The 13,841-nt window shown below is 53.5% G+C and carries 9 protein-coding genes; 8 read left to right on the top strand and 1 reads right to left on the bottom strand.

Annotated features, from left to right (window positions below; translation table 11 throughout):
• The first annotated feature begins 16 nt into the window (after positions 1-16).
• The 3 genes from dhaK to dhaM all read left to right on the top strand — a co-directional run bounded on the left by dhaK (position 17) and on the right by dhaM (position 2,189).
• Complete coding sequence (gene dhaK, locus N685_RS0116215; protein WP_031410088.1) at positions 17-1,015, top strand: dihydroxyacetone kinase subunit DhaK; 999 nt, start codon at positions 17-19, stop codon at positions 1,013-1,015.
• An 18-nt stretch (positions 1,016-1,033) separates the two neighbouring features.
• Entirely contained in the window at positions 1,034-1,648 is a 615-nt protein-coding gene (gene dhaL / locus N685_RS0116210; protein WP_031410086.1) for a dihydroxyacetone kinase subunit DhaL, read from the top strand.
• Between the two features lie 148 nt (positions 1,649-1,796).
• Positions 1,797-2,189 carry a dihydroxyacetone kinase phosphoryl donor subunit DhaM gene (gene dhaM / locus N685_RS0116205; RefSeq protein ID WP_031410084.1) on the top strand — a complete coding sequence of 131 codons (393 nt, stop codon included), beginning with the start codon at positions 1,797-1,799 and terminating at the stop codon, positions 2,187-2,189.
• Positions 2,190-2,269: 80 nt separating this feature from the next.
• Here the strand turns inward: dhaM and N685_RS0116200 are convergent, their stop codons facing one another.
• The gene (locus N685_RS0116200) at positions 2,270-3,178 is read right to left on the bottom strand and encodes a LysR family transcriptional regulator (RefSeq protein WP_031410082.1); all 909 of its coding nucleotides are present in this window, start codon (positions 3,176-3,178) and stop codon (positions 2,270-2,272) included.
• Between the two features lie 125 nt (positions 3,179-3,303).
• On the opposite strand from N685_RS0116200, the gene gltB reads away from it, so the two are divergent.
• The 5 genes from gltB (at position 3,304) to N685_RS0116175 (ending at position 13,744) form a co-directional block, all read left to right on the top strand.
• Positions 3,304-7,863: a glutamate synthase large subunit gene (gene gltB, locus N685_RS0116195; protein WP_031410080.1), complete on the top strand. Its 4,560-nt coding sequence runs from the start codon at positions 3,304-3,306 to the stop codon at positions 7,861-7,863.
• A gap of 135 nt (positions 7,864-7,998) precedes the next feature.
• Positions 7,999-9,483, top strand: coding sequence for a glutamate synthase subunit beta (locus N685_RS0116190; protein ID WP_031410079.1), 1,485 nt, complete (start codon positions 7,999-8,001; stop codon positions 9,481-9,483).
• 203 nt (positions 9,484-9,686) lie between these two features.
• Complete coding sequence (locus N685_RS0116185) at positions 9,687-10,271, top strand: phosphatase PAP2 family protein (RefSeq protein ID WP_031410077.1); 585 nt, start codon at positions 9,687-9,689, stop codon at positions 10,269-10,271.
• A gap of 167 nt (positions 10,272-10,438) precedes the next feature.
• Positions 10,439-11,395, top strand: a complete 957-nt coding sequence (locus N685_RS0116180) for a hypothetical protein (protein ID WP_031410075.1) — start codon at positions 10,439-10,441, stop codon at positions 11,393-11,395.
• A gap of 258 nt (positions 11,396-11,653) precedes the next feature.
• Positions 11,654-13,744, top strand: coding sequence for a GDYXXLXY domain-containing protein (locus tag N685_RS0116175; RefSeq protein WP_031410074.1), 2,091 nt, complete (start codon positions 11,654-11,656; stop codon positions 13,742-13,744).
• The last annotated feature ends 97 nt before the right edge of the window (positions 13,745-13,841 follow it).

Here is a 13,841-nt window from a genome sequence, read left to right as displayed (position 1 = left end):
GAAGGGGAGAGGAATCTTGAAAAAATTGATTAATGATCCGCTACGGGTAGTGGATGATATGTTGGAAGGATTTGTGGCTGCTCATTCTCGACAAGTGAGACGAATTCCGGGAACGAATGTGATTGTCCGGAAGGATGCTCCAGTGAAAGGGAAAGTTGGGATTGTGAGTGGTGGCGGAAGCGGCCATGAGCCGGCACACGCCGGGTACGTCGGAAAGGGAATGCTTGATGCAGCTGTTTGTGGGGAAGTGTTTACGTCGCCGACGCCAGATCAAATTTTGTCCGCTATTCAAGCCGTAGATGGCGGGAATGGAGTATTGCTCATCATTAAAAATTATACCGGTGACGTGATGAATTTTGAAATGGCTGCTGAATTGGCTGAGGCCGAAGGAATCCGGATCGCGAAAGTGATTGTAAATGATGACGTGGCGGTCGAAGACAGCACGTTTACGACAGGACGTCGTGGGATAGCGGGAACGGTGTTCGTCCATAAAATTGCTGGAGCATTGGCGGAACGTGGGGCTTCGCTCGAAGAAGTGGAAGCAGCAGCAAAAAAAGCCATCCAAAGAGTCCGTTCCATGGGGGTGGCGCTCAGCCCTTGCATTGTGCCGGCTGCTGGAACGCCAGGGTTTGTGTTAGGTGAGAATGAGATGGAAGTAGGAATCGGCATTCATGGGGAGCCAGGAATTGAGAAAGTCAGCGTTCAGCCAGCCGAGCATGTTGTGGACGGATTGCTTGCTCGCATTGTTGAAGATATGAAACTCGATCAAGGAGATCAAGTGGCGGTCATGATCAATGGACTCGGAGCTACCCCTTTGATGGAGCTGTATATTGTTCATAAACGTGTTGCTGAGCGGTTAGCAGAAAAGCAGATTCGTATTCATGAGACGTTTGTCGGGGAGTATATGACCTCATTGGAAATGGCGGGGTGCTCCATCTCGCTGTTGAAGCTCGATGACGAGCTGATCGACTTGCTTCGTTCGCCGGCTGATACAGTAGCCTTTAAGACATGCTGAGCGGAAGGAGGGCAGAAGATGAATTTAGGCGTAGAGCAAGCAAAAGCATGGATTGATCAAATGAATGAACTTTTTCAGCAACAGAAACAGTATTTAACTGAGTTGGATCAAGCGATCGGTGACGGCGACCACGGATGGAATATGGCTCGGGGATTTCAAGAAGCGGTGGATAAAATTTCTTCAAATCGCTATGAAGATCTCGGAACACTGTTGAAAGATGTGGCAATGACTTTGATTGCCAAAGTTGGGGGAGCTTCAGGGCCGTTATATGGGACGGCTTTTTTAAAAATGTCCCAAGTCCTTGCTGGTAAACAAGAAGGAAATGAGCAAGAATGGATTGCGGCATTAGGAGAAGCATTGGCTGGGCTGAAAGCGCGTGGAAAGGCGCAGGTCGGTGAAAAGACAATGATTGATGTGTGGGAGCCAGTCGTGATGTTTTTGCAAGAAAAAGGACAGCTGCTTGCTAGAGAGGCAGCACAATTGGCACAACAAAAAATGGAAGAAACGAAAACATTGGAGGCGAAAAAGGGGCGTGCCGCTTATTTAGGGAAACGTTCGATCGGCCATATTGATCCTGGTTCGGCGTCTAGCTGCTTATTGTTTATTGCTTTCGCTAAGGTTGTTGAGTCATAGGGAGCAGGTGATTGACTCGCGCAACCGCTTCCCGGGATCGTTTCTCAAGTAGAAAAACCTTTGTAGCACCAGCCCTTATTTTCATCCGTTCACCCATTGATCAAGGAAAACAGCGGTTTTTCACCAACCTTATAGGGAGGGCTTATGGATGAACCATGTCAGTCTTGTATTAGTTTCTCATAGTGAAGAAATCGCCGAAGGATTGAAGAAGTTGCTGGAACAAGTAGCTCCAAACGTGGGCATTGCCGCAGCGGGAGGCAACAATGGCGAAATTGGAACGAATGCCCTTCATATACAGGAGGCAATCGAATCAGTTTATTCTGAAAAAGGGACCGTTGTTTTGTTCGACCTTGGAAGCGCTCTGCTAAACGCTGAACTGGCTCTTGAGATGGCAGGTGGAAAAGAGCGGGTCCGAATCGCTGACGCCCCCTTGGTGGAAGGGGCGTATATCGCCGCTGTTGAGGCGGGGCTAGGAAAACCGTTGGAAGAGGTCGTACAGGCTTGCGAAGCGGCGAATCAAATGGTAAAAATTGCAAAATAAAAGCTGGTGAAACGAACGCTCTCATGTTGTTTAGCGGGAGGGGGAAGAGGCATCTCCCCTTCCCTTTTCTTTCGGGCTTCCTACCCAAGCTGATACCGCTCCAGCTCGGAGAAAAAGTCTTTCACAAACCGGTAAAACACTTTCACCGACGGGGCGAGCTCGTGATGGTCGGAGATGATGACGCCGACGTTGCGCCTCACTTGCGGAGTTTCGATCGGCACTTTGGCGGCGTAGCGGAGGAGGCTCTCCGACAAGGCGCTTTCCGGCAGCAGAGTGACGCCGATGCCGGCGGAGACGAGCCCTTTAATGGCGTCGAGATCCTCGCCTTCCGAGGAGATGTTCGGGGAAAACCCGGCTTGATGACAGGCGTCAATTAAAATTTGATGCAAAATGTATCCCTTGGGAAACGTGACAAACGGGTCGTGGCGCAGTTCGTTCAACACGATCCGGTCGCGGCGAGCGAGCGGGTGGCTGTTCGGCAGCAGGGCGGCAAACGGTTCGGAAAATAAAATTTCCCCTTTAATGCCAATTTCACGCGCGGGAATGGGGCCAAGAAAGGCCAAATCAATTTCCCGCTTTTTCACCGCTTCGATTAAATAATAGTACGATCCTTGGCGGAGATGGAACGAGACGTTTGGGTGTTCCGCTTTAAAGGCGGAGATGACCATCGGCATCATATGGCTCGCGAGGCTTGTCGGGAACCCGATTTTAATCGTTCCGCGCTCCGGATCCAAATACTCCTCAATTTGTTGCTTTGCATCCTCAACCGCTTTTAACACCGCTTCGGCGTGCGGCAAAAAATGGCGGCCGATCGGGGTGAGCTTGACGTTCCGTCCTTCCCGTTCAAAGAGCTGGACGCCAAGCTCCGCTTCTAAGTTGGCGATTTGCCGGCTGATCGCCGACTGCGCGACATGAAGGGCATCGGCGGCTTCAGAGACATGTTCGCGCCGGGCGACTTCCACAAAATATTGCAACTGCCGCAGCTCCATTCTCCCCCTCCTTTTTCATTGATCGCGAAATGAGATGGATTTTATCTAAATTATATATTGTTTATATTAATTTTGAAAACTACAATGAATATTACAGACAATTCGGAACGGGAGGGGAAGGCAGCATGAAACACTACGGATTACCGAAAGCGCAAGGGCTGTATCGTCCGGAATTTGAACATGACGCGTGCGGGATCGGGTTTTATGCTCATTTAAAAGGAAAAGCGTCGCATGATGTGATCGAAAAAGCGCTCCATATGCTCCGTCAGCTTGAACATCGGGGCGGGCAGGGAAGCGATCCGGAAACGGGCGACGGCGCGGGCATTATGACGCAAATTCCGCACGAATATTTTCAAGACGTGTGCAATGGGATGAACTTGCCGGAAAAAGGGCGCTATGGGGTCGGGATGTTCTTTTTGCCGGAAAATGAAGAAAAACGGGCGTATTATGAAGCAAAAGTAAATGAAATCATCGCCCAGGAAGGACAACAGCTGCTCGGCTGGCGGACCGTGCCGGTTGACGGCACCAAGCTTGGCAAGCTGGCGCGGCAAAGCCAACCGTTCATTCGTCAAGTGTTTGTCGCGGCAGGGGATGATGCGGCCGATGAGCTGGCGTTTGAACGGAAGCTGTATGTCATCCGCAAACAGTTCGAAAAATGGGTGGAAAACAACGAGTGCTATGTAGCGAGCTTCTCGAGCCGGACGATTGTCTATAAAGGGCTGCTTACGCCGGAACAAATCGATGCGTTTTATTTGGATTTGCAGGATGAACGGTTCCGCTCGGCGTTTGCCCTCGTGCACTCGCGCTTCAGCACGAACACGTTCCCGAGCTGGGAGCGGGCCCATCCGAACCGCTATTTGATTCATAACGGCGAGATCAACACGCTCCGCGGCAATGTCAACTGGATGGCGGCGCGCGAGAAGCAATTTGTGTCGGAAGCGTTCGGCGCCGATTTAGAAAAAGTGTTGCCGATTTTGGATACAAACGGGAGCGACTCGTCGATTTTGGACAATGCGTTTGAATTTTTCGTTCTTGCTGGCCGTAATCCGGCCCATGTGGCGATGATGCTCATTCCAGAACCGTGGTTTTGGGATGAACAAATGGATGACGCGAAAAAGGCGTTTTACGAGTATCATAGCTGTCTCATGGAGCCGTGGGACGGCCCAACGGCGATTTCGTTCACCGACGGCAAGCAAATCGGTGCCATTTTGGACCGGAACGGCTTGCGCCCGGCCCGCTATTACGTCACGAAAGACGATTACATTGTTTTCTCGTCCGAAGTCGGCGTCATTGATATCGATCCGAACAACATTTTATATAAGGAACGGCTGAGCCCGGGGAAAATGTTGCTTGTCGACCTTGAGCAAGGGCGCATCATCTCCGACCAGGAAATCAAAGAAGAAATCGCTCATGAAAAGCCGTATCGCCAATGGATCAATGAGCAAATGATCACGCTTGGCGATCTGGAGATTCCGGAGGACGTCGAAGCGCCGAAGCAGCTTGTCAAACGGCAAAAAGCGTTCGGCTACACGTTTGAAGATGTGGAAAAAACGATTTTACCGATGGCGACGGAAGGAAAAGACCCGACCGGCGCCATGGGCATGGATGCCCCGTTGGCCGTATTGTCGGAGCGGCCGCAAAGCTTGTTCAACTACTTCAAGCAGCTGTTTGCCCAAGTCACGAACCCGCCGATTGACGCGATTCGCGAGTATGTCGTCACGTCAACGATGACGCTGCTCGGCAAAGAAGGGAACATTTTGCATCCAGACGCCAAAGCGGCGCGGCGCATCCGCTTGGAAACTCCGCTATTGACGAACGAAGAATTGGCCGCGTTAAAAGCCAATCCGTATCCGGAGTTTACATGTGTGGTGCTGCCGACGCTGTTTACGGATGACTTGAAGCAAGCATTGGATGAGTTGTTTGCCAAAGCGGACGAAGCGATCGCGAACGGGGCAACGCTTCTCGTTTTGTCCGATCGCGGCGTTGATGAGACGCATGTGGCGATTCCGGTGTTGCTGGCGGTGAGCGGGCTTCATCAACACCTGATCCGGAACGGGACGCGCACAAACGTCAGCCTGCTGGTCGAAAGCGGCGAGGCGCGCGAAGTCCATCATTTTGCGGCGCTGATCGGCTACGGGGCGGACGCCATTAACCCGTACTTGGCGCTCGAGACGATCCGCCAGGCGTCCGAAAACGGCGTCATTGCCTTGTCGTACCGTGACGCAGTGAGCACGTATAGGAAGGCGGCTGTTGACGGTGTGGTCAAAGTGATGTCAAAAATGGGCATCTCGACGGTGCAAAGCTACCGCGGCGCCCAAATTTTTGAAGCCGTTGGCATCGGCAACGACGTCATTGATCAATACTTCACCGGCACCGCCTCGCAAATTGGCGGCATCGGGCTTGAGGAAATCGCCAAAGAGGCGAAAATGCGCCATGAAGCGGCATTTGCCGCCCGGCACGAAGATCATGTGCTCGATACCGGCAGCGAGCTGCAATGGCGGCGCAACGGCGAACATCACGCGTTCAATCCGAAGACGATCCATTTGTTGCAATGGGCGTGCCGGAAAAATGATTACAATCTTTATAAGCAATATTCGAAACTGGCCAATGAAGAACAGTTGACGTTCTTGCGCAACTTGTTCGACTTCGATCCGAACCGGACGCCGGTGCCGATTGAAGAAGTCGAGCCGGTCGAGTCGATTGTCCGCCGCTTCAAAACCGGAGCGATGTCGTTTGGCTCGATCAGCCAAGAGGCGCATGAGGCGTTGGCGATTGCCATGAACCGGATCGGTGGAAAAAGCAACAGCGGTGAAGGCGGGGAAGACCCGGCTCGCTATGTGAAGGACGAAAACGGCGACTGGCGCCGCAGCGCGATCAAGCAGGTCGCTTCCGGGCGTTTTGGCGTGAAAAGTCATTATTTGGTCAACGCCGACGAATTGCAAATTAAAATGGCCCAAGGGGCAAAACCAGGCGAAGGCGGGCAGCTTCCGGCCAACAAAGTGTACCCGTGGGTCGGCAAAGTGCGCGGCTCGACGCCGGGGGTGGAGCTCATTTCTCCGCCGCCGCACCATGACATTTACTCGATCGAAGATTTGGCTCAGCTCATTTACGACTTAAAAAACGCGAACAAAGACGCGCGCATCAGCGTCAAGCTCGTCGCCAAAGCGGGCGTCGGCACGATTGCGGCCGGCGTGGCGAAAGGGAACGCCGATGTCATCGTCATCAGCGGTTATGACGGTGGCACGGGTGCGTCACCGAAGACGAGCATTAAGCACGCAGGGCTTCCATGGGAGCTCGGTTTGGCGGAAACACACCAGACGCTCATGTTGAACGGCTTGCGCGACCGTGTCGTGTTGGAAACCGACGGCAAACTGATGACCGGCCGCGACGTTGTAATGGCGGCGCTGTTTGGCGCCGAGGAATTTGGGTTTGCGACGGCGCCGCTCGTCGTGTTGGGCTGCGTCATGATGCGCGTTTGCCATCTGGATACATGTCCGGTCGGAGTGGCGACGCAAAATCCGGAGCTGCGCAAAAAATTTACCGGCCAACCGGAGCATGTCGTCAACTTCATGTATTTTGTCGCTCAGGAAGTGCGGGAGATCATGGCCGAGCTCGGCTTCCGCACGATCGACGAGATGGTGGGCCGCGTCGATGTGCTGAAAGTGAGCGAGCGGGCGAAAACGCATTGGAAAGCGAAGCATCTCGACTTGTCGCGCCTGCTGCACCAAGTCGACGGCCCGCGCACTTGCGGCCAAGGGCAAACCCATCGCATGGAAGAAACGCTTGACTATACGAATATTTTGCCGGCGGTGCAGCCGGCGCTCGAAAACCGGGAGCCGGTTGCGCTTGAACTTACGATCCGCAACGTCCATCGGACGGTCGGAGCGATGACCGGCAGCGAAATTTCGAAACGCTACGGTGAAGAAGGATTGCCGGATGATACGATCCGCCTCCGCTTCACCGGATCGGCAGGGCAGAGCTTCGCGGCGTTTGTGCCGAAAGGGATGACGCTCGAGCTTGTCGGCGACGCGAACGATTATGTTGGCAAGGGACTCTCCGGCGGCAAAGTGATCGTCCGTCCGCCGGATGAGGCGCCGTTTGCCGCAGCGGACAACGTCATTATCGGCAACGTCGCCTTCTATGGAGCGACGGGTGGCGAGGCGTATATTCGCGGCCGCGCCGGCGAGCGGTTCTGCGTGCGCAACAGCGGCGTCCATGCCGTTGTCGAGGGCGTCGGCGACCACGGCTGTGAATATATGACCGGCGGCCGTGTCGTCATCCTCGGCTCGGTCGGCAAAAATTTCGCCGCCGGCATGTCGGGGGGCATCGCCTACGTCCTTGCTGATGAAAACAGCTGGATACAAACAGCCAACCTTGAACTCGTTTCCTTGGAACGGCTCGAGAATGAGGAAGAAATTCGCGACGTCCGCCGGATGATCGAAAACCATTTCCGCTATACCGGGAGTCCGCGGGCCTCACTCGTGCTTGACGAATGGGACGCTTATGTGAAACGGTTTGTCAAAGTCATTCCGCACAACTACAAACTGATGGTGGAAACAATTCAAGCGCTCGAACAATCCGGGCTTTCGTATGATGAAGCTGCCATGGCGGCGTTTGAAACGGTGGCGAAACAGAAAAAAGCGGCTGCCGCCAACGCTCCTATGTTGCAAGTGGCCGCAAAGTAGTCCCGCTTTTTCGGTCGGCTGCGCATGGCGGCGCCGCTTCGGCCCCGCGCCGCCGCGGGGCTCGCTTTTTGGCTGCCAAACAGGCGGGAAGGATAGAGCGGAGAGAAGAGAGGACGCAGAAGGAGGGGAACCGTCGTGGGAAAAGCAACGGGGTTTATGGAATACGCTCGCGAGGAAGAAAAAAAGCGCGACCCGCTTTCCCGTCTTGACGATTGGAAGGAATATACAGAGCCGTTTTCCGAAGACGTGTTGGCGCGCCAAGGAGCTCGCTGTATGGATTGCGGCACGCCGTTTTGCCATATGGGATTGGAGCTGAACGGTCTCACCTCGGGGTGCCCAGTGCACAACTTCATTCCGGAATGGAACGATTTGGTGTACCGCGGCCGTTGGAAAGAAGCGCTCGATCGGCTCTTGAAAACGAACAACTTTCCAGAGTTTACGGGCCGCGTCTGTCCGGCGCCGTGCGAAGGATCGTGTACAGTGGCCATTTCCGACCCAGCGGTGGCGATCAAAGGAATCGAACGGGCCATTATTGATAAAGGGTTTGCTGAAGGTTGGGTGAAACCGCGCATCCCGAAAACGCGCACTGGAAAAAAGGTGGCCATCGTCGGCTCCGGCCCGGCCGGGCTCGCCTGTGCCGACCAGCTTAACCAAGCTGGCCATTCGGTGACGGTGTACGAGCGGGCCGATCGCATCGGCGGCTTGTTGATGTACGGGATCCCGAACATGAAGCTGGAAAAAGACATCGTCGAACGGCGAGTGCGGCTGCTTGAAGAAGAGGGCATCACCTTTGTTGTAAACACCGAAGTCGGCAAAGATATTACCGCCGATGAGTTGCGTGCTCAATACGATGCCGTTGTGTTGTGCGTTGGGGCGCAAAAGCAGCGCGATTTGGCCATTGAAGGTCGGGAACTGGAAGGCGTTCATTTTGCCATGGATTATTTAACAAGCGTCACGAAAAGTTTGCTCGATTCGAATTTTGCCGACGGTCAGTTTATTGACGCCAAGGACAAACGTGTCATCGTCATCGGAGGCGGCGACACGGGGGCTGACTGTGTGGCGACCGCGCTGCGCCAAGGCTGCAAAAGCGTCGTCCAGTTTGGCAAACACCCGGCTTTGCCGGACAAGCGCCCAGACAATAACCCGTGGCCGCAATATCCGCTCGTTTTCACGCTTGATTATGCGTATGAGGAAGCGAAGGCGAAATTCGGGGCAGACCCGCGCCAATATTGCATTCAAACGAAAAAAATCGTAGGCGACGAGCACGGCCGAGTGAAAGAACTGCATACGGTTCAAATGGAAAAAATCATTGATGAAAACGGCAAAGCGACCTTTAAAGAAATTCCGGGGACGGAGCAAGTATGGCCGTGCGATTTGGTGTTCATCGCGATTGGCTTCGAAGGTCCTGAACAGCCACTGTTGCAGCAGTTTGGCGTGGAAACGGTCAACAATAAAGTGAAAGCTCCGTACGGTAAATATACGACAAACATTGAAGGCGTGTTTGCGGCCGGCGACGCCCGCCGCGGCCAAAGCCTGATCGTTTGGGCGATCCACGAGGGCCGGGGGGCGGCCCGTGAAGTGGACCGGTTCCTGATGGGAGAGACGAAGCTGCCGTCGTAATGGTTGTTTCCTCCTTAAAAAGTGCTGCTTTTTAAGGAGGATTTTTCTTTTGTTCGTAAAAATATTATTGAGAAACTTTCAATGTTTCTTTTGGGTTTCATCTCCATACAAATCTATTTGACGATCTCGTAATGGACAACCGACTGATGCGGTTGTGAGGAAGCATCGACAAGGAGTGAGTCAGAGTGAACCGACGGTTATGGATGATAGCGGCTGTCGGCGCGGTCTTTTTTTTGGCTGTTTGGGCAAGCGTGGCAGCCGGGGTGACAAAGGCGGCTGACGAAGGTGGGCTGCAGCTGTTTGATTCATGGCAATGGCTCGATCCGTTTACGTTTCTCGGCAATGGGAAAACAATAGGCATCATCAGTGTGATGCTTGTTATTGGCTTATGGTTTTTCCGCCGCGATGTCTATGGAATGGTGTTGGTGGTCGTCGCTGTTGGTGGGGGGTATGGCATCAATGAATGGATCAAGCATGTTGTTGGGCGGGAGCGCCCGCCGCATGCCGAGATCGGAGGATTCAGTTTTCCGAGCGGCCACGCGATGATCGGGACGATTTATTTGCTGCTTTTGGCGTATTTTTTGGCGCAAACGCGCACAAAGCGCGGGGAGCGGGCGGCCATTTACGGCGTGTTTGCGACGCTGGCGCTCTTAACCGGCTTAAGCCGGCTAAGCTTGCAAGTGCATTATCCGTCTGATGTGCTGGGCGGGTTTGTGCTTGGCGGCGCTTACTTGTCGGCCTGCCTTGCTCTTTATCGGATGTCGATTCATCGAGGCGGCCGTTGGTAGCTGATCATCAAAAAATCATGTTTTGCCCTATGTTGATTTGATGATGAAGCCGATTCATCGGTTTGATCTAGCGTCTGATTTTGTCGAAAAGGAGAAGAAAATCTCTTTTTCTATACTATGACGTTGTGTGGGACCATGATACAATGAGGGAAAGGAGGTGAGAAACGATGAGCCAAGCCGAACTCGTGCAACTAATGGCTGAATTGCTTGACCAAAAGTTGAATCCGATCCACATGCGGCTCGATCGGATCGAAGGCGATGTCCGGGCACTTCAAGAAGGACAAGCGCGTTTGGAAGGCGAGATCCAAGGGCTGAAAGAAGGACAGGCGCGTTTGGAAGGTGAAGTGCAGTTGTTGCAAGAGGGACAAGCCCGCTTGGAACAGCGGCTTCACCGGGTTGAAGAGGATGTGCGCACATTAAAAGCGGACATGGACATGGTCAAAGGCGATGTGCAAACGCTGAAAGCGGACATGGACATGGTCAAGGGCGATGTGCAAACGCTGAAAGCGGACATGGACATGGTTAAGGGCGACGTGCAAACATTGAAAGCGGACATGGACATGGTCAAAGGCGATGTGCAAACATTGAAAGCGGACATGGACATGGTCAAAGGCGACGTGCAAACGTTGAAAGCGGACATGGACATGGTCAAGGGCGATGTGCAAACATTGAAAGCGGATATGGACATGGTCAAAGGCGACGTGCAAACATTGAAAGCGGACATGGACATGGTCAAGGGCGATGTGCAAACATTGAAAGCGGATATGGACATGGTCAAAGGCGACGTGCAAACATTGAAAGCGGACATGGACATGGTCAAGGGCGATGTGCAAACGCTGAAAGCGGACATGGACATGGTCAAGGGCGATGTGCAAACCTTGAAAGAAGGACAGCAACGGCTTGAAGTGAAAGTTGAACGGGTCGAAGAAAAAGTTGACAACCTCGCAACAGAAATGCGGAGCCACTTTCGCCACATCGAGAACATGCTTCATAAGCATCAGGCCGCTCTTGATCTGGCTTCGCGCGAATTCTCTTCCAAGCAAACATCCATCGATTATTTGATAAAAAAAGTGGCCGAGCATGATATGGAAATTTTCCACTTAAAACATCATCTCCAACTGTAATGTTCTTCATCGCAAGCAGGAACCGAAAAGACCGGTGACAAACAACCGCTGGAAAACAAAACGGGAAGAGAGGGCGGTGTTGCTAGAAGTGCCAGCTTAAGAAACGCTGTTGGAGCGCCACCCTATTCACGAGCCTTCTAGCGGATCGGCGGCAGCTGGAAACGTGCGAGGAAATAAGGCGTATTTTCAACGGTCTTCTAGACAGCTTTTTCTGCATATATTTTTTATAGAAAAAACCAGTGACAAGGGGGAAGCGATATGGCGGCCCGGATCGTGAAAACAGGGTATGCGTTGGCGTTTTTGTGCATCATTGCCGGCATCGTTTATTTTTTTGCCGCCAACTGGCCGGAGATGGGGCGAGAGGCGAAAGTCGGAATCAGTATCGGCATGATGGCGGGGTTTTATGGAGCAAGCGCTGTTCTGGCGGGCCGCCATCGCTTTTTAGGGCGCTGGATGTTGATCGGTGGGGTGTTGTCGTTTGGCATCTCATTGGCGTTAGTAGGACAAATTTATAATTCTCACGCCGACAGTTATTGGTTGTTCCTCATTTGGCTGGCGCCGACAGCGTTGTTGGCGCGGCTGACGAAAGATCCGGCGCTTTCGGTCATCGCTGTCGTGCTGCTGCAACTTGCTTGCTGGTTTTATTATTTTCCTTCCGCTTACCATATCGAGTGGAGGGAATGGGCATCGTTTGGCTGGCTGCTCCTGTTCGCTGTGGTCAACGGCGCGCTCTTTCGCTTCAGCCGTTCGCCTTGGACAGCGTATCTCGCTTATGCGGCGATGCACGGCTGGCTGCTTGTCATCGGCATCACCGGCTTTTCGTACGGGCGCGATGTCTGGTGGCCATACGTGTATGCGGCGCTGCTTGCCGGGCTGCTTTACTACTTTTTCTCCGTTGCCAAACAGCGGGGATATGGTTTGGTGACGAGTTTGTTTGCCGGCTTGTTTTTGTTGATTCAATACCACCGTTTGCTGGTGGATCATTTTGAAACATGGCTGCTTCTGCTCGGACTTGTTGCTGCAACCATCATCCTGTACGGCGGGGTCGTCTTTCTCCGGCGGGCCGGGATGTTTTCGGCGGGAACGCGGGCCGGAAAATGGTTTTTGGCCGCGTTTCAAGCGGTGATTACGCTCGCAGCTTCGTCGTTGGCCATATCGAGTTTGCTCGGCTTGTATTTTCTGTGGGCGGACACGTGGTCGCCGTATGTGCTGTTTTTCCTTTCGATCTTTGGATTGGTGCTTCCGGCTTGGCTCGGCCGCCGTTGGAACGCCGTTGTGCGTTATACGCTGCTGGCGGTCGGTTACGGGCTTGGATGGACGGTGACGTGGGAACTGTCGACGGTGGTGTTGGTTCTTTATATCGCCGTGCTCGCCGTGGGAGTGATCCGTTTCCCGGAGCGCGGGATGCAGCGGTTGACGACGGTTGCGTTGACGCTTTATTTGTATGTAGTGCTTGATGTGAACATGGAGAATGGACGGGTGGAGCTGTTGCTGCTCGCTCTATGGAACGGGGTGCTGTACGCATACAGTCGATGGAGAGGGAAGACGGCCATGACTCCGCTCGTACTGGCGCTTAGTGCGCTCGGGATTGCGACAAGTGTTGATATCTTCCAAGCTGATGGGCTTTATATGGCGTCCAATCTCGCTATGGTGGCGGTGCTCGCCTTTTTCTTGTTTCAACGGCGGCGCCGCGAGCGGACCATTGCTTGGGGGTATACGGTTCTTTATTTTGTGCTCAAATATTATGAGCTGGCGTGGAACTTGCTCCATAAATCGGTCAGTTTGTTGGCGGCTGGGGTGGTGTTGCTCGCTTGGGCTGTTTGGCTGGAAAAACGGAATCGGCTTCATTTCCCTAGGGAGGCGGTGTGGCCTCGAAACGTTTCCTTAGGTGTCCTGTTGATGGTCGTTGCCCAATTTCTGTTTACCGGATATACCGTATGGGAGAAAGAACGGCTATTGCGAGACGGACAGTTGGTAAAATTAGCGCTCGAGCCGGTGGATCCGCGTTCTGTGCTGCAAGGGGATTATATCCGGCTTCGCTATGACATTTCTACGATCTCGTCTCTGGATGGAAGTGGAAAGGTGCAGGTGATGTTGCGAAAAGGACCGGACGGAGTGTACCGTTTCGCCGGAGTGTATGCCGTCAATGGCCAAAAACGGCCTGGGGCTGTGCGGCAGCAGGGAGACATTTTGATCAGCGGCACTTTCTATGGTGAGCAGGCCGTGTATGGAATTGAATCGTATTTCGTGCCGGAACAAACCGGGGAACGGTGGCGGGACGCCCGCTTCGCTTATGTGCGCGTCAGCCGAAACGGCGATGCGCTGCTTGAAAAGATCGGCGCGGAATGAGCGAACTGGGGAGCGGGCCTGCTTGAGCGTCCGCTCCTTATCGACATACAGGCGGTGTTTTTGTCAAAAAGGGCTGTTCGTATGGACAACTGGGTCA

It is taken from the genome of Geobacillus vulcani PSS1 (assembly GCF_000733845.1).
GTDB lineage: Bacteria > Bacillota > Bacilli > Bacillales > Anoxybacillaceae > Geobacillus > Geobacillus vulcani.
The sequence above is the reverse complement of the archived record's forward strand: the minus strand, read 5'-3'. Positions and strand labels throughout refer to the sequence as shown.